Raw genomic sequence first — 20,834 nt, 5'->3', positions numbered from 1 at the left:
AGAGGGGCACCGGTGAACGACCGATACGACGCGGGGTCCGCGGGGTACGGGTCCGACCAGCAGTACGAGATCGTCGGCTACGACGAGTACGGGCGGCCTGTCTACCAGCAGGTCCAGCAGCCGCAGCAGCCCCCTCAGCAGCCGTACGACCCCTACGGTCAGCAGGCGTACGGCTACGACCCGTACGCCACCGGTCAGCAGCAGCCGGCGCAGTCCTACGACCCCTACGGCACGGCCGCGCCCTACGACCCCTACGGGCAGGCCGCGGCCAGTGGGCAGCAGCCCCGGGTCGCCGAGCAGACCGCCTACATCCCGCAGCAGGCCGGGCCGGTGGCGGAGCCGGACGAACCCGCGCGGGACCAGCGGGAGTACCGCACCGAGCAGTTCGCGTTCGTCGAGGACCCCGAGGGGGACCCCGAGGACGTCATCGACTGGCTGAAGTTCACCGAGAACCGCACCGAGCGCCGCGAGGAGGCCCGGCGCCGGGCCCGCAGCCGGATCGTCGCGCTGGTCCTCGTGCTGGCGCTGTGCGTGGCCGGCGGCGTCGGCTACCTCTGGTACGCCGGGAAGCTGCCCGGCCTGTCGTCCTCCGGCGACCGGACCGGCACCGCGACCGCCGCCGGCGCCCAGAAACGCGACGTGGTCGTGGTGCATCTGCACGACACCAGGAGCGGCGGCACCGCGACGGCCCTGCTCGTCGACAACACCACCACCCGGCAGGGCACCACCGTCCTGCTGCCCAACTCCCTGGCCCTGACCGGCGACGACGGCACCACGAGCACGCTGGCCAAGTCGGTCGAGGACGACGGTTCCTCCGGCACCCGGGAGGCGCTCGACACGGTCCTCGGCACCGAGATCCAGGGCACCTGGCGGCTGGACACCCCTTACCTGCAGAACCTCGTCGACCTCGTCGGCAACATCGACATCGACACCAACACCGACGTGCCCGACCCGGCCGCCAAGTCCAAGGGCGCCGCCCCGCTGGTGAACAAGGGCGAGGCGCAGACCCTCAGCGGCAAGATGGCCGTCGCCTACGCCACCTACCGCGGCTCCGGCGAGGAGCAGAACGCCCAGCTGGAGCGGTTCGGGCAGGTCATGCAGGGGGTGCTGCGCAAGCTGTCCTCCGACGCGCAGGCCGCCACCATCACCGTGCAGACGCTCCAGCAAATCCTGGACCCGTCCATGACGGACAAGGACCTCGGCACCTTCCTCGCCGAGCTCGCCGACCTCGCCAAGGGCGGCGACTACAAGACGGCGCTGCTGCCGGTGCAGGACGACGGCACCCTGAGCGCCGAGACCAGCGCGAGCGTGGTCAAGGACGTCCTCGGCGGCACCGCGAAGAGCCCCGACCAGGGCGCGGCCGTCCGCGTCTCGGTGCAGAACGCCACCGGTGTGAAGGACAACACGGAGAAGGCCCGCGTGGTCCTGCTCAACGGCGGCTTCACCTTCCTGGAGGGCGGCACCGCCGCCGCCGCGCAGAGCGCCTCCAAGGTCCTCTACACGGACGCCGCCGACAAGGAGAACGCCACCGAGGTCGCCAAGACCCTGGGCCTGCCCACCAGCGCGGTGGCCAAGGGCAAGGTCACCTCGAACGCGAGCGTCTCGGTGATCCTGGGCCAGGACTACGAGCCGTCGTCGCCGTAGCCGGTGGACCGGGTGCGCGAACAATCACGTGGGGCGCCGTCGGCGGTCGTGAGACCCTTGGGTTCTATCGACCGCCGACCGAAAGCCTTGTAGTGACCGCCACTGACCGTTCCATCGAGCTCATCACCGCCGCCGCTCAGGCGGCCGCCGACAAGCTCGCGCACGACATCATCGCCTACGACGTCAGCGACGTGCTGTCGATCACCGACGCCTTCCTGCTGGCCTCCGCGCCCAACGACCGCCAGGTCAAGTCGATCGTCGACGAGATCGAGGAGCGGCTGAGCAAGGAGCTCGGCGCCAAGCCGGTCCGCCGCGAGGGCGACCGCGAGGCCCGCTGGGTCCTGCTCGACTACGTCGACATCGTCGTCCACGTCCAGCACAGCGAGGAGCGGGTCTTCTACGCCCTGGAGCGGCTGTGGAAGGACTGCCCCGAGCTGGCACTGCCCGAGGACGCCAAGGCCACCCGCGGCAAGGCCGAGGAGCACGCCAAGCTTCGGGCCGAGGAGGACGCCGCCGAGCTGGGAGGCCTCGGGTGAGCGCCCCCGCCGGCTCCCGGCGGGGCCGCCGCGTCATCCTGTGGCGGCACGGACAGACCTCGTGGAACGTGGAGCGCCGCTTCCAGGGCACCACGGACGTCGCCCTCACCGAGGAGGGCCTCGCCCAGGCCCGCCGGGCCGCCCGGCTGCTGGGCTCCCTCAAGCCCGACGCGATCGTCGCCTCCGACCTGCAGCGTGCCGCGCACACGGCCGCCGAGCTCGCCGCGCTCACCGGCCTGGAGGTCACCCACGAGGAGGGCCTGCGCGAGACGTACGCGGGTGTCTGGCAGGGGCTCACGCACGACGAGATCATCGCCCGGCACGGCGAGGAGTACGCCGCGTGGAAGCGCGGTGAGCCGGTCCGCCGCGGCGGTGGCGAACTGGAGACCGAGGTCGCCGACCGGGCCGCCCCGGTGGTGCTCCGGCACGCCGAGAAGCTGCCCGACGACGGCACGCTCGTGGTGGTCAGCCACGGCGGCACGATCCGCACCACCATCGGCCGGCTGCTCGGCCTGGAGGCGCACCACTGGGAGAGCCTCGGCGGCCTCTCCAACTGCTGCTGGTCCGTCCTCGGTGAGGGTGCCCGCGGCTGGCGTCTGCTGGAGCACAACGCCGGCACGCTGCCGGAGCCGGTGCTAGGCGACGACGACTGACCCCGGATTTCACTTTCCGGCAGGTCGCAGGCTAAAGTTCTTCTTGTTCGCCCGGCCCGAGCGGGGAGAACACGAGGGGCTATAGCTCAGTTGGTAGAGCGCCTGCATGGCATGCAGGAGGTCAGGAGTTCAATTCTCCTTAGCTCCACAGATCGACTCGTACGATCAGGATCCCATCCCCTCCGGGGGGTGGGATTTTTCGTGCACACTGATCCCGAACGGGCTTGAGTCACTTGGGACCCGGGAGGCGTATACCTCTGTGGAGGCGCGCTGTGTCCCGACTGGTACTGAGGCGTCGCTGACCGTATTGGCCCGGCCGTGGCAGAATCAAACGGCCGGAAGGGGGCGCGGCCCGACGGGAGGGAGCAGTGATGCCTGCGAGCATCCTCGGAGAGGGCGGTCGCCTCTTCGACGCACGCTGGACACGGAACACGGTCACCCGCCTCAGCTGCCCTTCCTGCGGCTCCGCCCATGTCGCCCAGGTGCTCGGTGACAACGGCGGGATTTCCTACGTGTGCACGGCCTGCGGCCACAGCTGGAGCTGATCGATGGGTGCACACAGGCGAAAGTGCGACTGGTGCGGCAGCGGAACGCCGATCGTCCGCGACATGGAACCGGTCAATCCGGACTATCAGTACTGGTGCGAGGAGTGCGCGCGGGCGCTGATCATAAAAGGCGATCCGATCGAGACGTACCGCGAACTCGAGGGCGAGCCGATCTACGGGCGTCTGCTCGAGGAGCACTGCACGCTCAAGCGCTTCTATTCCTTCGTCACGGCCTGACGCCGACCGGGGCCCGAAACCGACATAGCGGTCGTACGGGTGTGGAACGGAAACGATTTGGTGGTGCACCGGGTCGACCGTGTAATGTTGGCGTCGCCGCCAGGGAAACCGGCAGGAAAACCGGGCGGACCAGTACGGGGCTATAGCTCAGTTGGTAGAGCGCCTGCATGGCATGCAGGAGGTCAGGAGTTCAATTCTCCTTAGCTCCACAGTGAGATCCCGCCGGGTCGTGATGACCCGGCGGGATCTTTTTCGTGTGCGGGGCGCCTGGCCTCAGCGGCCCAGGGCGCGGCGGCCGCGGCCCTGGGAGAGGACCGGAAGGTTGTTGCGGGCCGGGGCGCGCTCCGTCTGGTCCTCCAGGCGCAGGGCGAGCGCGGGGCAGCGGCGGACCGCACGCAGCGCCTTCGCCTCGGCGTAGCGCGGCACTTGGGCCTGGGCGACGGTGGGGAAGCCGTCGGCGCCGAGTTCGAAGACCTCGGGCAGGATGTCCGCGCACAGGCCGTGCCCGCGGCACAGCGTCCAGTCGACGTAGATCTTCTGGCGGCTGGGGCCGTTCTCCCCGGACTCGCCGCCGGGGATGCCCGTCGGGGCCCTGCCGCCCGCGAAGAGCGGCAGCACGCCCTCCACGGGCCGTCCGCAGCCGTTGCCGAGGACATGGGCGGCGAGGTCGTCGGTGAACGCCTTGATGGTCGACTCCAGGAACATCGCCGAGCCGTCCGGGTGCGAACACGCGCCGCGCCGCTTCACGTTCTTCGCGACCTGCTTGAGCGCTTCGAGGGCGGCGGGCCCGCCGCCGTTGAGGATGTCCTCCAGACCGCGCGCCGCGGCCGGCAGCCCGAGATAGCAGGGGCCGCACTGGCCCGCGCTCTCCTCGGCCAGCCACTGCGCCACCCGCAGCGACTCGCCCAGCGGGCAGGTGTTCTGGGTGATCGGCAGGATCGCACCCGCGCCGAGCGAACCGCCCACCGCGTCCAGGGAGTTGCGCGAGACGATCGCCTCGTTGACCGTCGCCGCATCGATCCACTTGCCGTGGTAGCCGCCGGTCAGCACGCCCTGCGGTACCGGCGGGGCGCCGGCGAGCTGGAGGACGTAGCGCAGCGGGACGCCCGTGGGGACCTCGATCACCATCGGGCGGGCGACCGCGCCGGACACCGTCAGCAGGACGGTGCCGGGCTCGTCGTACAGGCCGGTGTTGCCGTAGCGCTCCGGGCCGATGCGGGCGGCGATGGCGAGTTGGGCGAAGGTCTCGGCGTTCGACAGCAGCGTGGGTGCGCCGCCGACGCCGCTCTTGGAGGCGCTGATCTTGCGGCCGGGCGGGATCGCCGGGCCGCCGTCGATGGACCGGATCAGCGACGCCGCCGCTCCGGTGACCATCCGGACCGGATTGCGCTGCACGCGTGCGCGCAGAGCGGACCGGCGGCCGTTGCTGAGGCCGCGTTCGGCGAGCGCGGCCTCCATGGAGCGCTGGGTCGACTCACGGGTGACGCCCACCACGAGCGTGCGCGCACCCAGCGCCTCGGCGACCAGCAGCGCGCCGTCGAGGATGAGATGCGGGGCACGGTTGATGAGCACCGTGTCCTTGCGGCAGGCCGGTTCGTCCTCGCTGCCGTTGACGACGACGACCGGCCTGACGCCGCGCTTGATCGCCGATTCGGCGACCGAGCGCAGCTTCTTGTGGAAGGGGAAGCCCGCGCCGCCGCGGCCCTTCAGACTGATGCGTTCGGCGAGCTGCGCGAGCTGCTCGCCGCCCATCGGTTCGAGCGGCCCGTGCACCTTGAGGTGCATGGGCAGATCGAGTCGTTCGACAAGGTCGAAGCCCGACGTGAGCTGGGGAAGACCGACGACGCGGACTTCTGGTACGTCGGGCAGGGCCTCGTTCACCTATAGCCTCCGGAAGGCATGTTCCAAGGTTCGCCCGGACCCGGTGCGTCGAAGGACTCACCGGAGGGTGGTTCATTGGCGGGACCGCTGTTGTACGTGTCATTGGGGTTGTACGTGCCGTAGAGGGTGTTCGACTCAGTGGTGTCGTACACATCACTTCCGCCGTACCCGTCGGCGCCCGGATTGCCATAGGTCGGGATGTTGTATCCGGTGTCGCTCAAGGGGTCGTAGGACGACGGGGGTGCCTCGCCGACGGGCGGGGGCGAGGGGATCGGCCAGCTTCCGGAGGTGCTGGAGACGCCGTCCATGCGCGGCAGCGCCTCGGTGGGTTGCAGGTCCAGCGGCACGTGCATCGGCGTGTGCAGCGGCAGGTCCATCGACAGGTCCATCCGCGCCGTCGGGTCGGCGGTGAAGGACTGCTGGGGGCGCGGGGGTGTGTTCACTGCGCGGTAGGCGGCCGCGAAGCCGTTCGGCGGTTCGGGAGCCGGGGACGCGCTCCGCTCGTAGCCGGGGAGCGAGGCGGACTCGGCGACCCGGGCCCGGCTCGCGTCCAGGTCGTCGCGCGCCGAGCGCTCCGCGGTGGTCCCCAGGATCTCGGCGATCTTGTCGGCGACCCGGCGCTTGACCGGGCGGGGCGCCGCCCGCAGCGCCAGTGCGGCGCCGACGCCGACCAGGCACAGGCAGTACAGGAAGACGAAGACCGGCTTGGCCGCGCGCCCCGCGTACAGGCCGTGCACCAGGGCCGCGCACCAGGCCGGGTAGGCCAGCATGTGCATGGCCCGCCAGCGGGCGGCGACCGGGGCGGGGGAGGCGAAGGCGCCGCGCAGGGCGCCGGTGATGCCTACGAAGATCATCAACAGTCCGGCCAGGGAGCCGAACCCGACCAGGCCCTCGGGGCCGGTGAAGCCGAGCGAGAAGGGGATCACGGCGGCGATCAGCTCGGTGTGGTCGAGCACGATCTTGGTCGTGATGTGCAGCAGCAGGAAGGCGATGGCGGCGACCGCCGTCGTGCGGTGCACGGCCTGGCCGATGATCCGCTGGCGCGTGTTCAGGAAGATCCGGTCCTGGGCCACCAGGCCCCAGATCACCGAGCAGCTCAGTGAGACGAGGGACAGCACGCCCGCGCCGAAGTTCAGGAACTCGCGGAATCTGTCACCTCCGACCAGCACGGCCACGGGTATGAGGAGCAGGACGACAGCCGTCGCCGCCCCATAGGCCGAGCGGCCCGGCTGGGGGAGCGAGCTGGTACTACGTCGAGGGTTCATGGGGGCAACTCCGAGCAGTTCGGGAAAGCGGTCCCGCTGCCGCACTCTAAGTGGCTCCCAACAGAGCAGTACGCCATTTGAGTTATTGCGTTGTTATCAATGAGGGGTGCGGGGCCGGTGTTGTCCTGCTAGGGGCCCTTACGCCGGGTAACAATTGAACCTTGGTCAGCTTTTCCGAATCTTCACAAGCGGCTCGGGAGTGTCCGGCGCCCTCCCGGAAGCCCGTCGCGCCCCGCTCGACCGCTGCGGTACCCTGACGCCATGCGTGCCGTACGCCTTCTGCTTAGCGAGCCGCGCTGATCAGCACCGGCCACCGTCGGATCGAGTGGCCGGAATCGGCGCGGCGTCCCCTCCTGTGCGAGGGGATTTTTCGTTTCCAGGAATGTCACAGCGCTGGCAGAGACGATCGATGGAGCTTTGAGGATCATGAGCGAGACGAACCCCGCTGCCGCTGCTGAGGCGGCCGCGCCGCACCGCTACACGGCCGCCATGGCCGCGGAGATCGAGGCACGCTGGCAGGACTTCTGGGACGCCGACGGCACCTACGCGGCGCCGAACCCGAGCGGTGACCTGGCGGGGGACCCCGCGCTGGTCGCCAAGCCCAAGAAGTTCATCATGGACATGTTCCCGTACCCCTCCGGTGCGGGCCTGCACGTCGGCCACCCCCTGGGCTACATCGCCACCGACGTGTTCGCCCGGTTCCAGCGGATGACCGGCCACAACGTCCTGCACACCCTGGGCTTCGACGCCTTCGGCCTGCCCGCCGAGCAGTACGCCGTGCAGACCGGCACGCACCCGCGCGTGTCCACCGAGGCCAACATCGAGAACATGAAGGTCCAGCTGCGCCGGCTGGGCCTGGGCCACGACAAGCGCCGGTCGTTCGCCACGATCGACCCGGAGTACTACAAGTGGACCCAGTGGATCTTCCTGCAGATCTTCAACTCCTGGTACGACGAGGAGGCGGGGAAGGCCCGCCCGGTCTCCGAGCTGGTCGCCCAGTTCGAGAGCGGTGAGCGCGCGGTGCCCGGCGGGCGCTCCTGGGCCGCGCTGAGCGCCACCGAGCGCGCCGACCTGCTGGGCGAGTACCGCCTGGCCTACGCCTCCGACGCGCCGGTCAACTGGTGCCCGGGCCTGGGCACCGTGCTGGCCAACGAGGAGGTCACCGCCGACGGCCGCTCCGAGCGCGGCAACTTCCCCGTCTTCAAGGCCAAGCTGCGCCAGTGGAACATGCGCATCACCGCCTACGCCGACCGGCTGCTGGACGACCTGGAGGAGCTGGACTGGCCCGAGGCCATCAAGCTCCAGCAGCGCAACTGGATCGGCCGCTCCGAGGGCGCCCGCGTCGACTTCCCGATCGACGGCGAGCGCATCACCGTCTTCACCACGCGTCCCGACACCCTGTTCGGCGCCACCTACATGGTGCTGGCGCCCGAGCACCCGCTGGTCGAGAAGTTCACCCCGACCGCCTGGCCCGAGGGCACGCACGACGTGTGGACCGGCGGCCACGCCACCCCGGCCGAGGCCGTCGCCGCCTACCGCGCGCAGGCCGCCTCGAAGTCCGACGTCGAGCGCCAGGCCGAGGCCAAGGACAAGACCGGCGTCTTCATCGGCGCGTACGCCACCAACCCGGTCAACGGCGAGCAGGTGCCGGTCTTCATCGCCGACTACGTGCTGATGGGCTACGGCACCGGCGCGATCATGGCCGTACCGGGGCACGACAGCCGTGACTTCGAGTTCGCGCGCGCCTTCGAACTGCCGATCCGCTGCGTGGTGGAGCCGACCGACGGACGCGGCACGGACACCGCCGACTGGGACGCGGCCTTCGTCTCGTACGACGCGAAGATCGTGAACTCCACCGGTGCGGACGTCTCCCTGGACGGCCTGGGCGTCGTCGAGGCCAAGGCGCGCATCACCGAGTGGCTGGAGCGCACCGGCGCCGGCGAGGGCACCGTCAACTTCCGGCTGCGCGACTGGCTGTTCAGCCGCCAGCGCTACTGGGGCGAGCCCTTCCCGATCGTCTACGACGAGGAGGGCATCGCGCACGCCCTGCCCGAGTCGATGCTGCCGCTGGAGCTGCCGGAGGTCGAGGACTACTCCCCGCGCACCTTCGACCCGGACGACGCGGACACCCAGCCCGAGACGCCCCTGTCGCGCAACGAGGACTGGGTCAACGTCACCCTGGACCTGGGCGACGGTCCCAAGCGGTACCGCCGCGAGACCAACACCATGCCCAACTGGGCCGGTTCCTGCTGGTACGAACTGCGGTACCTGGACCCGCACAACTCCGAGCAGCTGGTCGGCCCGGAGATCGAGCGGTACTGGATGGGCCCGCGCGAGGGACAGCCGCACGGCGGTGTCGACCTGTACGTCGGCGGCGCCGAGCACGCGGTGCTGCACCTGCTGTACGCGCGCTTCTGGTCCAAGGTCCTGTTCGACCTGGGGCACGTCTCCTCGGCCGAGCCGTTCCACAAGCTGTTCAACCAGGGCATGATCCAGGCCTACGTCTACCGGGACGCGCGCGGGATCGCCGTACCGGCCGCCGAGGTGGAGGAGCGCGACGGCTCCTACTACTACGAGGGCGAGCAGGTCTCCCGGCTGCTGGGCAAGATGGGCAAGTCCCTGAAGAACGCGGTCACTCCGGACGAGATCTGCGCCGAGTACGGCGCCGACACCCTGCGCCTGTACGAGATGGCGATGGGCCCGCTGGACGTCTCGCGGCCGTGGGACACGCGCGCGGTGGTAGGCCAGTTCCGGCTGCTGCAGCGGCTGTGGCGCAACGTCGTCGACGAGGCGACCGGTGAGGTGACCGTCGTCGACGCCGAGCCCGACGAGGACACCCTCAGGGCGCTGCACAAGGCGATCGACGGGGTGCGCGGTGACCTGGAGGGCATGCGGTTCAACACCGCGATCGCCAAGGTCACCGAGTTGAACAACCACCTGACCAAGGCGGGCGGCGCGGTGCCGCGGTCCGTCGCCGAGGCGCTGGTGCTGCTGGTCGCCCCGCTCGCCCCGCACATCGCCGAGGAGCTGTGGCGCAGGCTGGGACACGAGGACTCCGTGGTGCACCGGGACTTCCCGGTGGCCGACCCGGCGTACGTCGTCGACGAGACGGTGACCTGTGTCGTGCAGATCAAGGGCAAGGTCAAGGCCCGTCTGGAGGTCGCGCCGTCCATCTCCGAGGAGGAGCTGGAGAAGGTGGCGCTGGCCGACGACAAGGTCGTGGCGGCGCTGGACGGCGCGGGGATCCGGAAGGTGATCGTGCGGGCGCCGAAACTGGTGAACATCGTCACGGCGTAGCGGGGCGGATGCGGTCTCGGGGGCGTCGGCGGTGTGACCAGGCAGGCAGGCGCAGGCAGGCACTGCCTCCGGGTCGTCCCCTAAGGGCAGGTTCGGGGTCCGACTGGAACTCCGGGCCTGCCCGCTGCGTTTACCGTGGAGAGCAGCGCGGCGAGGGGTGCCGCGGAACCGAGGAGGAGCACCGTGGAAGCAGTGATCGCAGTCGTGGCCCTGCTCTTCGTGCTCCTCGTGGTGCTCGGCGCCTACGCCACGGTCAAGGCGGTCGGCGCGGCCAAGCGTGGTGTGGACCGCACCCTCACCCAGGCCCGCCGCACGGTCGAGGACCACACCCTGCGCGCCAAGTCCTTCGCCCAGATCGGCCCGGCGGGCGAGCTGGCGCAGCTGCGGCTGAAACTGCGCACCTCGATGCGCGCCACCCAGGACGCGCTGCGCGCGGGCGTGGCCGAGGACGAGTCCCTGAAGGAGTCCCTCGGACTCTTCGAGCGGCTCAGCGCCCACGGCCATGAACTTGACGACGAGCTGCGGCGCCTCGAGAGCGAGCCGGACCGGACGACCCTCGCCGGGCGGCTGCCGGACCTGCGCGAGCGCACCGAGCGCATCGTCAAGTCGGCGGACTCGCTGCGGTGGGCGGCCCGCGACCGGGCCCGCCGCTTCGCCGACGACGAGCTGGACTCGCTGAGCGCGCAGATCGACATGGAGGCCGGTGCGCTGCGGCACTGGACCACCGAGGAGCCGCCCACCACCACCCCGCCGCCGTGGCCCGAGGCGCCCGCCGCCGAAGCGCCGGCCGCGCAGCAGACCTGGCCGGACGGCCCGCAGCAGCGGACGGCCGAGGAGCCGACCAGAGCGGCCATCACCCCGCCGGACCCGCGGCCGTCCTACCCCTGGCAGAAGAAGCCCCGCCCTGAGAGCACGACCTGATCCGGCCACGGCCGCCCAGGTGAACGGGGTCGGGCTGCCGCCCGAGCGCTACGCCAGGTAACCTCCAGCTCATGTCCCGCCATGTCGCGATCGTCACCGATTCAACGGCCTACTTGCCGCCACGGACGATGGAGCGCCACGGCATCACAGCAGTGCCCCTGACCGTGGTCCTCGGTGACCAGGCGCTGGACGAGGGCACCGAGATCTCGACCCGCTCGCTGGCCCAGGCGCTGCAGAAACGGCGCTCCGTCACCACCTCGCGCCCCAGCCCGGAGCGGTTCGCCGAGACCTACCGCAAGGTCGCGGAGTCCGGCGCGTCCGGCATCGTCTCGCTGCATCTGTCCGCCGAGCTGTCGGGCACCTACGACGCCGCGGTGCTCGCCGCCCGGGAGGCGCCGGTGCCGGTCCGGGTGGTGGACACCGGGATGATCGCGATGGCGCTCGGCTTCTGCGCGGTCGCCGCGGCGCAGGTCGCGGAGGCGGGCGGCACGGTGGACGAGGCGGTCACGGCCGCGGAGAAGCGGGCGGCGGGCACCTCCGCCTACTTCTACGTCGACACGCTCGACTATCTGCGCCGGGGTGGCCGGATCGGAGCGGCCCAGGCCCTGCTCGGCTCGGCGCTCGCGGTGAAGCCGCTGCTGCAGCTGAACGGCGGCCGTATCGAGCCCCTGGAGAAGGTGCGGACGGCGTCGAAGGCCATCGCCCGGCTGGAGGAGATCGTCGCGGACCGGGCCGGCGGCGCGCAGGTCGACATCGCCGTGCACCATCTCGCCGCCCCCGACCGGGCGTCGGCGCTGGCGGACCGGCTGCGGACGCGGGTGCGGGGTCTTGCGGATCTGCACGTGAGCGAGGTGGGGGCGGTGATCGGGGCGCATACCGGGCCCGGGTTGCTGGGGGTTGTGGTGTCGCCTCGGTGAGGGGCGGGGGGCTGCGGGGGGCGTGGCGTTTCCTCACGGGAGTTTTCTCGGGGTAGTTCTCCCGCGGCAGCTCTCTCGCGGTCGTTCCCTCGCGGTCGTTCCCTCGCACGGGTGCCGGAGTTATCCACAACCGGCAGGCTGTCCCCGGGAATTGAGCAAGATCATCGCCGATCTCCGCGGTGTCCCATTCTCGGGGCATGGCACTTCGATCACGTACGCGCACAGCCGCCGCGGCCAGTGGGCCCGGCCGCGGTCCCCGTTCCGACGTCCGCACCCGTCACCACCGCACCCGCCCGCGCGGCCGGGCCCGGCACCGCCATGCCCCGGCCGAGGAGCTCCGCCGACGCGCGGAGCTGCTCTTCGGTGAACGGGCGCTGGAGGGAAGGGAGCCGGGAGAGGGGCCCTCGCGGCAGGAGGACGAGGGTGGCCCCGATCCGGGTGCGCCCGGCGCCGACCCGGCCGGGGACTGGCGGGGGCGTGCCGGGCTCGCACTCCGGGAGCGGCTGCCGGTGTGGATGCAGGCGCGGTGCGGTCTCGAGCGGCGGAGCCTCCTCGCGCTCACCGTGGTGCTGGTCGTCGCCGCGGGCTTCGCGGTGCAGCACTTCTGGACCGGACGGACGCAGGACGTGCGGGCACCCGAGGTGGTGCGGGCCGCCTCCTGGGCGGCGGGGGAGCGGAGCGCCGAACCGGGAGCCGGCCTCGCCAGTGCGTCCGCCGGGACCGAGATCGTGGTGGACGTCAGCGGCAAGGTGCGCGAACCGGGCATCCACCGGCTGCCGCCGGGCTCCCGGGTCGACGACGCCCTGCGCGCCGCGGGCGGGGTGCGGCCCGGAGCCAGTACGGCGGGGCTGAACCGGGCGCGTTTCCTGGTCGACGGCGAACAGGTCGTCGTCGGCGCGCCCGCGCCGGTGCAGGGCGGTGCCCCGGCGCCGGGTCCGGCCGGAGCGGCATCCACCGCCCCGGTCTCCCTCAACACGGCGACGCCCGAGCAGCTCGACACCCTGCCCGGCGTCGGACCGGTCCTGGCCCAGCACATCATCGACCACCGCACCCGCAACGGCGGTTTCCGCTCGGTGGAGGAGCTGCGCGAGGTCAACGGCATCGGCGAGCGCCGCTTCGCCGACCTGCGCAATCTCGTACGGCCATGACGGGCGCCCCCGAGACCCGGCGCCCCGAGGTGCACGCCGCCTCCGGAAAACGGCTCGGCGCCTCCCACCCGCGCCAGGAAGGCCCGACGGATCTTCGACTCGTACCACCCGCGCTGGCGGCCTGGGCGACAGCGGCGCTGACACTGAACGCACCGGCCGGACAGGGCGCCGCGGTGGTGGCCGTCGCCCTGGGTCTCGGGCTCCTGCTCCTGTGGGTGCGACGTCCGGCCCGGACCGGGGTGCCGGCCGCCGCGGTCCTGCTCTGCGTGGCCGCGGCCGCCGCCTCCGCCGGCTTGCACGGCGCCGATCTGCGGCGCGGCCCGGTGCCGGAGCTGGCGCGGGAGTACGCCACCGTGACCGCGGAGGTGGAGCTCACCTCCGATCCCCGGCTCACCCGGCCCCGGGTCAGCGGGGACCGGACGCGTCCGGCCGCCGTGCTGGTCCAGGCCGAGGTGCGGCGGGTGGCCGCCGAGGGCCGGGTGGCGGCGACGCGGACACCGGTGCTGATGGTCGTGGAGGCGTCCGCGGGGTCGCCCTGGCTCCGGTTGCTGCCGTCCACCCGGCTGCGGGTGACCGCGCGGACGGCGCCGCCGCTGACCGGCGGGGACCGGATCGCGGCCGTGCTGCGGGTGCGGGGCGAGGCGGCGCCGCAGGTCGTGAAGCCGGCGTCGGCGGCGCAGCGGTTCGCCGGGAGGCTGCGGGCCGGACTGCGGGAGGCGACCGACGGGCTGCCGGGGGACGCGCGGGCGCTGCTGCCGGGCCTGGTCGTCGGGGACACCTCACGGATCACCCCGGAGCTGGACGAGGCCTTCAAGGAAACCGACCTCGCGCACACGCTCGCGGTCTCCGGCAGCAACCTCACGATCATTCTCGTGCTGCTCATCGGACCCCCGGGCACGGCCCGGCTCGCGGAGCGGCGGGGGCTCGCGCCCCGGCTCGGGCTGTCCCTGCGGGCCACCGCGCTGTGCGGCGGGGCGCTCACGCTGGCCTTCGTGGTCGTGTGCAGACCGGACCCGAGTGTGCTGCGGGCCGCGGCCTGCGGGGCCGTGGTCCTGCTCGCCCTGGCGACCGGGCGCCGCCGCTCCCTGGTCCCCGCCCTGGCGACGGCCGTACTGCTGCTGGTGCTGTACGACCCCTGGCTGGCCCGGAGTTACGGCTTCCTGCTCTCGGTGCTGGCCACCGGGGCGCTGCTGACGCTGGCACCGCGCTGGAGTGCCGCGTTGCGGCGGCACGGGGTCGGTCCGCGATGGGCCGAGGCACTGGCGGCAGCGGCGGCCGCGCAGGCGGTGTGCGCACCGGTCGTGGTGGTGCTGTCGGCCCGGGTGAGCCTGGTGGCGGTGCCGTGCAATCTGCTGGCGGAGGTCGCGGTCGCGCCGGCCACGGTGCTCGGGTTCGCCGCCCTCGCGACCGCCCGGTGGCGATGCCGGTGGCCGAGGCGCTGGCCTGGTGCGCGAGTTGGCCCGCGGGGTGGATCGCCGACGTCGCCCGGACCGGAGCGGCGCTGCCCGGTGCGGGCATCGACTGGCCGGGCGGCTGGGCCGGGGCGGGCCTGCTGGCCCTGGTCACGGTGGCCCTGCTGATGGCCGGACGGCGGCTCCGGCGGCACCCCTGGTGGTGCGGGGCGGCCGCGGTGCTGCTGGTGCTGGCCGTGGTGCAGCCGCCACCGCTGGTCCGGGTGATCAGCGGCTGGCCGCCGCCGGGCTGGCGGCTGGTGATGTGCCGACCATTCCCTGTTGGGTGAGCGTGTTGAAGCGGCACGACTGGTAGGTGGGGCACGTGGGGTGGCAGGTCTATTGGGTACCTGAGCGGCGGTTGATACCGGCGGATCGGATACCCGTACTCGCGGGGATGAAGGACCTGTCCGAGCGTGAGGATCGGCTCGGGATCCATCCGGGAGACCCGATCATGCTGTCGCCGGATTACCGGATCGACGAGCTGCTGAGCCGGTACCTGTGCCGGTCGGGGTTTGCGAAGTTGGCACCGGAGACCAAGCGCAACTACACGGACGATTACTGCCTGTTCTTCGACTTTCTGTGGGACCGGGGGAAGGTATGGAACCAGGCCACGGACGATGACCTCGCGGATTTCGAGTACTGGCGGACCCGGGCCAGCGCGAATCCGGGGCGGGTCGGCGGATCCCGCTGGAACCGGGGGTTGGCCGCGCTGACTCGTCTCTACGAGTGGGCTGAGCGGCGCGAGCACGTCGTGCGGAATCCGGTGCTGATGCGCGACTTCGTAGGCCGGTCCGGGACGGTGATCCGGGTACCGCAGGCTCGGGCGAAGGACGCCAAGACCAGCGACGTTCACTGGCTGACACCGCGGACGTTTCGCCTCTGGGTGGACGTCGGTCTGCGTGGCCACACGGCCCAGGGGGTGCCGGCGGCGGGCTGGGTGGGGCGGCTGGAGGACCGCAATGCCGCCTTCGCGGACCTGCTGCTGTCGTCGGGGATGCGGCTGACCGAGGCCGCATCGCTGCTGACCATCGAGATGCCTCGCACGCGGCTGGGCGGCGCCCGCTACTATCCGGGACGTCTGGCGCCGGTGGTGACGAAGTCGAGGCGGGCCCGCACCTTCTACGCCTCAGCGCCGGTAGTCGGCGAGGTCGAGGGCTATGCGGAGTCCTCGCGGGCGGACGTGATCCGCCGGGCCCAGGCCAGGGGGCGATACGAGCGTCTGCCGCAGATGCGGCTGGTCACGAAGGTCACGGGTCTGCGCAAGAAGGTGCTGCACTGGCGCGACCAGGACGGGATCGAGGGGCGGACTGCGCTGTCCGAGGCGGACGTCGCCGAGCGGCTGACGCTGTTCATCGAGGGCCCCGCCGGGCCGGAACCGCTGTGGTTGTGGTTGAACGAGTCCGGTCTGCCGTTCCGCCCGGCGTCGTGGGAGAACGTCTTTCGCACCGCGTCGCTGCGATGCGCCGAGGTGCTGGACGGTGTCGTCGCCGAGCCGCCGTATTGCACTCCGCACATGGCCAGGCACTCCTTCGCCCTGTTCATGCTGGTGGTCCTGCACCACGTCGTTGACCTGCGGATGGGGCTGACACCGGAGGAGAGGCGGGACTTCCGGCTTCTCTATGGAGACCCCTGGCGGATGGTCCAGGACCTCCTGGGACATGCCCAGTTGGAGACGACCCGGGAGATCTACCTCGCGCCCGTCTCGGACCTGCAACTGCGGTCACTGCTGGCAGAGCCCGAGCCCGCGGAGGGCGACGGTGAGGGATGGTCCCAGGACCGGGTCACCTCGCTGCTGGCGAGGATCGCCGAGGAGAGCGAAGGCATCCAGGACATCGACGCCAAGCTCACCGCGGCAGTGTCGGCATGAGCCGCCGCGGCCGCAAGGCATCCCTGCCCACAACTCCCTTCCGCCGTACCCCTGTTCTCGGCGAGGACCCGAGCGACGTGGTGGTACGCCACACCACCAAGCAGGGCTCCACACGCGCCTATGACTTCGGGCGGCTGCCGATGCCGGCGCCGATGCAGCGCTCACTCGCGGTGCTCTTCGCGGCGAAGTGCACCAGTGGCGCCTGGACGTCGCTGAAGACGAGCGAGGGCACGTGGCGGCACCTGAAGGCCCTGGGCACGTTCTTGTCCAGTCAGGAGAATCCGCCGGCGGACGTCCCGGATCTGACGGCCGCGACGTGGTCGGCCTGGAGGCTGAGCCGCAAGACCAAGGCGCAGACCGGCTACGACCAGGTCATGGTCACGCAACTGCTGCTGCGGGCCGACAGCCGCCTGCCGCAGGAGGTCAGGGCGGTGATGGCCCGGCGCCTGCCGGAGCCGAAGGTGCAGGAGCGGGCTTTCGACCCGGATGAGTTCCGACAGATCAAGGCCGCGGCCCGGCGGACCTTCCGGTCCGCGCTGCTGCGGATCCGTGAGAACACCGAGTACCTGAACGCCTGGCGCAACGGCGAGTTCGTCCGAGGTAGCAAGGAGTGGGAATTCGGCGAGGCCCTGGACCTGCTGGCACGGACCGGGGACCTGCCCCGCCGGACCAGCGCGAACGGCAGGACCCGGACCGTCGTTCCCCGCTACATGAAAGTGCTGGGCGGGGGCAGGCCGGAGGACACCTGGAAACGGCTGTTTCTGACGCGGCTGGAGGCGGGCGCGCTCGGCGTCGTGCTGGTCACGGAGTTCGGCTTCAACGGCACCACCATGTCCGAGATGCCGGTCCCGCGGGCCGTCCCCGACTCCGGAGAGAAGAGCGGAACGAAGGTCTACCGGCTGGAGCTGGAGAAGCGCCGGCGTCACGCCGGGCACCACTTCGAGTCGCGCAACCTCACCGACCACGGCGCCGACTCGGCCGGGCGACTGATCTCGGACGCTCTGGAGGCCACGGCCCACGCCCGTGCCTACGTCGCGGACCGGGCCCCCGAGATCGATCGGCTGCTGGTCTGGCGGAGCAAGGGCAACAGGAGCGCGACGGCGACCAACTCGGTCGGCGAGCTCATCCGGGTGGGCCCGTTCGGACTCGGTGCCGACACCGCCGCGGCCTCCCTCTGGGCACAACAGCAGGGACTGCCCAGCAAGGTCCTGCGGCGGGGCCGCAAGACCGTGAATGTGGTGCACCGCCGCGAGCCCGGCCAGAACACCCAGGACACCCATGACCGTGTCTACGTGCTGCCCGAGCCTCAAGTCCAGGAGGCCGCGGGAGAGGTCATCGCGGACGGCGTGAGCGATGCCGTCGAGGCGGCCCGCCGGACCGTGCTGCAAGCCCGGCTCGCCGACGCGCAGCAGGACGGCGACCAGGAGACGGCGACGGCGTCGTGCTCGGACTACGAGCACAGCCCGTTCACGCCGCCCGGCGCGGGCTGCGGGGCATCGTTCCTGCTCTGCACCGCCTGTCCGAACGCCCGGGTCGCTCCCGTCCACCATCCCCGGCTCGCCTATCTGCACGCCGCCTTGGAGAACCTCCGCAGCGTCCTGGACCCGGCCACCTGGATGGCGGACTGGTACGACGCCCACGCCCGGCTGGAAGACCTGCGGCTGCGGTTGGGCGCCGAGGTCTGGAAGCAGGCACAGCAGCGGGTCAGCGACTGGGACCGGCAGATCATCGACGACCTTCTGAACGGACATTTCGACTCGTGAGTACGCCGACCGCCGAGCTTCCTCTGACCGTCCCGTCCACCGGCACCCCCGTCATCCCCGGGGACCTGTTCGTCGACGGCTACACCGGGCCGGTGTTCCGCTACGGCGACGACGCCTGGTCGATGGACCCGATCAACGCCAACCCGAGCACGGAACGGGCGCGCGTCCTCTGGAAGCCCTTCCCCGCTTCGATGCGCGAGGAGTTCCGCTACCTGGCCTGGCTGATGATCAATATCGCGCTGCCCGACATCTTCCTGGAGGGGCGTCCTCCCTCGATGCGGACGAGACAGTCGGCGGCCACGATCTATCGCACCGTTCTTCAGTGGAGGCGGTTCGCGATCTGGCTGAACAAGTACGGCGTCACGACCCTGGCGGCCTGCACTGACGAGCACTTCCGCGACTATGCACTGTCGTTGAACCGCAAGAAGAAGGCCAACCGCAACACGGTCAGCGCCGACCTGGTCGGTCTCACCCGGCTGTGGATGTTCGACCTGACCAGCCCGTTCTCGCTGGACATCCCTGAACCGCCCTGGGAACGCGAGGGGATCGACGACTTCCTCCCGGCCGCGTCGGCCGGCGGGGAGAACATCACCGAGGCCATCGCCCCGGAGACGATGGGCCCGCTGCTGATCTGGGCCCTGCGGGTGGTCGACGACTTCGCCGAGGACGTCCTCGCCGCCTGGGCCGAGAACCGGCGGCTGACCACGACCGCGAAGACAGCTCCGCGGACCAAGGAGGGCCTGACCCGGCTGAACGCCTACCTCGCCGAGCTGGCCGATCACGGCCGCCCCATGCCCACGATCAACGTCAACGGGCGGCGGCTGGCCGCGTCCCTCTACATCGCCGGCCTCACCAACTCGGCCCTGGCCCAGATCAACATCGCAACCAGCAAGCGGAAACGGTGGAGGGAGTATCTGGCCGCCCACCCGGGCGGATGCCCGCTGCCCTCGCCCATCAACGGCACGGTCGGCGAGGCGAGATGGACTGAGGGCATCGAATTCGACGAGGCGCCGTTGCTCATGCGTCACCTGGGCACGGCCTGCTTCATCGTCCTGACCTACCTGACCGGGATGCGGCCCGGCGAAGTACTCGGGCTGCGGTCGGGATGCTGCCCCGACCCGGACGAGGAAGGTCAGCGGCACGTGATCCACGGATACGTCTACAAGACAGCCGTCGACGAAGACGGCAACCACCTCTCCACCGGTGAACTCCGGGACGTCCCCTGGGTCGCCATCGCCCCGGTCGTCTCCGCCATACGTGTCCTGGAGCGGATCGTCCCCGCCGGGGAACTCCTCTTCGGTAGCCAGTTCCACCAGTTCGGCGGCTTCGGCCAGCGGACCAAGGTCGCACTTCGCGCCGAGACCCTGCGCGAGCGAGTTGAGCACTTCGTGAACTGGGCCTCGCAACTGGCCCACGATCTGGACCGTCCGCACGAAGCCATCCCGCCGGACCCGCACGGCGCGATCGGCACGGCCCGCTTCCGCCGCACCCTGGCCTGGCACATCGCCCGCCGTCCGGGAGGACTGATCGCCCTGGCGATTCACTACGGCCATATGCGCACCGCCGTCAGCGCCGGCTATGCCTCCCGCAGCCGCGAGGGCATCCACGACCTGCTCGACATCGAGACGGCCCGAGCGACCGCCGACACCCTCGCGACCCTGGCCGCGGACCGGGCCGCAGGCGGCGGAATCTCCGGACCGGCCGCACGGCGGGCCATCCTCGCCGCTAGCCAGGCCCCCGCATTCGAGGGCGTCGTCTTCACCGCCCGGCAGGCCCGCAAGCTCCTGACGAACCCCACCCTGGCCGTTCACGACAACCCGAACGCCTTCCTGACCTGCGTCTATAACCCGGACAAGGCACTCTGCCGACTCCGGGCGAGCCAGGAAACCCCCACCCTTGAGCGCTGCGTGTCGACCTGCGCGAACATCGCCCGCACCGACCAGCACGCGGCCGAACTCACCCTCAAGGCCGAACGACTCGACAAGCAGGCCACCGGCGAACTCGTCCCCGGCCCTCTGGCCGAACGGCTTCGGGTCCACGCCGAGGGCCTGCGCGACCTCGCAGACAAGCACTTCCGCGAACGGATCACCCTCACGGAGGCACCCGCATGAGCCCCGCAGCCGACGAACGCGATCAGATCCGCGCGGCCATGGACCGCATCCTCGGCGGAACCCCGCAGCGGTCGAACGGAGCCTTGACCATCGTCGCCCTCGCGACGGAGGCCGACGTCCCCCGCAATGCCCTCACCCAACGGCACTTGGACCTCAAGAACGAGTTCTACGAGAAGGTCCGGGCCCGCGGTGAGATGCCCGACAGCGAGAAGAGGCTCCGTCGGCAACTGGTCAAGGCCAAGGAACTCCGGGCCGAGGCACTGAAGGAGATCGAACGCCTCAGGACGGACAACGAGGCACTGGTCGGCGCACTGCATCAGGTCGTGATGGAGAACCGTCAGCTCCGGCTCCAGCTGACCCAGCAACCGAACAACGTTCACGTTCTGCCCACTCAGCCTCAACCACCTGCAAGGTGATTGCCAACGAGGCCCTTGTACGTGCACTCCATCAGCAGCAGATGGAGAACCGGCAGCTTCGCCAACTGATCGCCGAGCCGGACCCACACGTTCGTGCACTGCACCAACCCCGGCTGCCTGCCCGTCCGTGACGCCGCCGGGGGCGACCACCGCCCGCAACCGGAGGGAAGCACAGAGCC

The 20,834-nt window shown here is 71.1% G+C and carries 15 protein-coding genes, 2 tRNA genes and 1 pseudogene; 16 read left to right on the top strand and 2 right to left on the bottom strand.

Annotated elements, in window-relative coordinates; genetic code table 11:
• The first annotated feature begins 12 nt into the window (after nt 1-12).
• The 7 genes from M8H82_RS18120 (at nt 13) to M8H82_RS18090 (ending at nt 3,824) form a co-directional block, all read left to right on the top strand.
• Complete coding sequence (locus M8H82_RS18120; RefSeq protein WP_250075225.1) at nt 13-1,644, top strand: LCP family protein; 1,632 nt, start codon at nt 13-15, stop codon at nt 1,642-1,644.
• Between the two features lie 92 nt (nt 1,645-1,736).
• Nucleotides 1,737-2,180: a ribosome silencing factor gene (gene rsfS, locus M8H82_RS18115; protein WP_250075224.1), complete on the top strand. Its 444-nt coding sequence runs from the start codon at nt 1,737-1,739 to the stop codon at nt 2,178-2,180.
• Entirely contained in the window at nt 2,177-2,833 is a 657-nt protein-coding gene (locus M8H82_RS18110) for a histidine phosphatase family protein (RefSeq protein WP_250075222.1), read from the top strand. Before rsfS ends, M8H82_RS18110 begins: the two co-directional genes overlap by 4 nt.
• A 75-nt stretch (nt 2,834-2,908) precedes the next feature.
• Nucleotides 2,909-2,981 (top strand) — tRNA-Ala (locus M8H82_RS18105).
• Between the two features lie 223 nt (nt 2,982-3,204).
• Nucleotides 3,205-3,378, top strand: coding sequence for a hypothetical protein (locus M8H82_RS18100; RefSeq protein ID WP_250075221.1), 174 nt, complete (start codon nt 3,205-3,207; stop codon nt 3,376-3,378).
• Between the two features lie 3 nt (nt 3,379-3,381).
• Complete coding sequence (locus M8H82_RS18095) at nt 3,382-3,615, top strand: hypothetical protein (protein ID WP_003976229.1); 234 nt, start codon at nt 3,382-3,384, stop codon at nt 3,613-3,615.
• Between the two features lie 136 nt (nt 3,616-3,751).
• A tRNA-Ala gene (locus M8H82_RS18090) sits at nt 3,752-3,824 on the top strand.
• Nucleotides 3,825-3,888: 64 nt separating this feature from the next.
• Here the strand turns inward: M8H82_RS18090 and M8H82_RS18085 are convergent.
• Nucleotides 3,889-5,496 (bottom strand): NADH-quinone oxidoreductase subunit NuoF family protein, encoded by a 1,608-nt coding sequence (locus M8H82_RS18085; RefSeq protein ID WP_250075219.1) that lies wholly within the window; start codon nt 5,494-5,496, stop codon nt 3,889-3,891.
• On the bottom strand, nt 5,493-6,761 hold the full coding sequence (locus M8H82_RS18080; RefSeq protein WP_250075217.1) for a ferric reductase-like transmembrane domain-containing protein: 1,269 nt from the start codon (nt 6,759-6,761) through the stop codon (nt 5,493-5,495). Before M8H82_RS18080 ends, M8H82_RS18085 begins: the two co-directional genes overlap by 4 nt.
• Nucleotides 6,762-7,187: 426 nt before the next feature.
• Here M8H82_RS18080 and leuS point away from each other — a divergent pair, with 426 nt between their 5' ends.
• From leuS to M8H82_RS18035, 9 genes and pseudogenes are all read left to right on the top strand, one after another.
• Nucleotides 7,188-10,058 (top strand): leucine--tRNA ligase, encoded by a 2,871-nt coding sequence (leuS, locus tag M8H82_RS18075; protein ID WP_250075215.1) that lies wholly within the window; start codon nt 7,188-7,190, stop codon nt 10,056-10,058.
• A 183-nt stretch (nt 10,059-10,241) separates the two neighbouring features.
• Nucleotides 10,242-10,979, top strand: a complete 738-nt coding sequence (locus tag M8H82_RS18070; RefSeq protein WP_250075213.1) for a hypothetical protein — start codon at nt 10,242-10,244, stop codon at nt 10,977-10,979.
• 71 nt (nt 10,980-11,050) lie between these two features.
• On the top strand, nt 11,051-11,896 hold the full coding sequence (locus M8H82_RS18065; RefSeq protein WP_250075211.1) for a DegV family protein: 846 nt from the start codon (nt 11,051-11,053) through the stop codon (nt 11,894-11,896).
• A gap of 197 nt (nt 11,897-12,093) precedes the next feature.
• Nucleotides 12,094-13,044 (top strand): ComEA family DNA-binding protein, encoded by a 951-nt coding sequence (locus M8H82_RS18060; protein ID WP_250075209.1) that lies wholly within the window; start codon nt 12,094-12,096, stop codon nt 13,042-13,044.
• A pseudogene (locus M8H82_RS18055) lies at nt 13,041-14,764 on the top strand (ComEC/Rec2 family competence protein); the annotation flags it as partial. The gene M8H82_RS18060 and the pseudogene M8H82_RS18055, both read left to right, overlap by 4 nt.
• A 128-nt stretch (nt 14,765-14,892) precedes the next feature.
• On the top strand, nt 14,893-16,365 hold the full coding sequence (locus tag M8H82_RS18050; RefSeq protein WP_250075208.1) for a site-specific integrase: 1,473 nt from the start codon (nt 14,893-14,895) through the stop codon (nt 16,363-16,365).
• Entirely contained in the window at nt 16,362-18,128 is a 1,767-nt protein-coding gene (locus M8H82_RS18045; RefSeq protein WP_250075205.1) for a hypothetical protein, read from the top strand. The genes M8H82_RS18050 and M8H82_RS18045 overlap by 4 nt, the downstream gene beginning before the upstream one ends.
• Nucleotides 18,125-20,239, top strand: coding sequence for an integrase (locus M8H82_RS18040; RefSeq protein ID WP_250075204.1), 2,115 nt, complete (start codon nt 18,125-18,127; stop codon nt 20,237-20,239). The genes M8H82_RS18045 and M8H82_RS18040 overlap by 4 nt, the downstream gene beginning before the upstream one ends.
• Entirely contained in the window at nt 20,236-20,655 is a 420-nt protein-coding gene (locus M8H82_RS18035) for a hypothetical protein (RefSeq protein ID WP_250075202.1), read from the top strand. Before M8H82_RS18040 ends, M8H82_RS18035 begins: the two co-directional genes overlap by 4 nt.
• Nucleotides 20,656-20,834: the final 179 nt, after the last annotated feature.

Origin of the sequence: Streptomyces sp. YS415 (assembly GCF_023544665.1) — a bacterium.
Classification (GTDB): domain Bacteria; phylum Actinomycetota; class Actinomycetes; order Streptomycetales; family Streptomycetaceae; genus Streptomyces.
Note: the sequence above shows the minus strand (reverse complement) of the source record. Positions and strands in the feature narration are given on the sequence as shown.

Excerpts from the sequence above, each read along its gene's own strand:
- M8H82_RS18100 (WP_250075221.1), top strand. The coding sequence starts at position 3,205 with ATGCCTGCGAGCATCCTCGGAGAGGGCGGTCGCCTCTTCGACGCACGC.
- M8H82_RS18095 (WP_003976229.1), top strand. The coding sequence starts at position 3,382 with ATGGGTGCACACAGGCGAAAGTGCGACTGGTGCGGCAGCGGAACGCCG.
- M8H82_RS18080 (WP_250075217.1), bottom strand. The coding sequence starts at position 6,761 with ATGAACCCTCGACGTAGTACCAGCTCGCTCCCCCAGCCGGGCCGCTCG.
- leuS (WP_250075215.1), top strand. The coding sequence starts at position 7,188 with ATGAGCGAGACGAACCCCGCTGCCGCTGCTGAGGCGGCCGCGCCGCAC.
- M8H82_RS18065 (WP_250075211.1), top strand. The coding sequence starts at position 11,051 with ATGTCCCGCCATGTCGCGATCGTCACCGATTCAACGGCCTACTTGCCG.
- M8H82_RS18060 (WP_250075209.1), top strand. The coding sequence starts at position 12,094 with ATGGCACTTCGATCACGTACGCGCACAGCCGCCGCGGCCAGTGGGCCC.
- M8H82_RS18050 (WP_250075208.1), top strand. The coding sequence starts at position 14,893 with ATGAAGGACCTGTCCGAGCGTGAGGATCGGCTCGGGATCCATCCGGGA.
- M8H82_RS18045 (WP_250075205.1), top strand. The coding sequence starts at position 16,362 with ATGAGCCGCCGCGGCCGCAAGGCATCCCTGCCCACAACTCCCTTCCGC.
- M8H82_RS18035 (WP_250075202.1), top strand. The coding sequence starts at position 20,236 with ATGAGCCCCGCAGCCGACGAACGCGATCAGATCCGCGCGGCCATGGAC.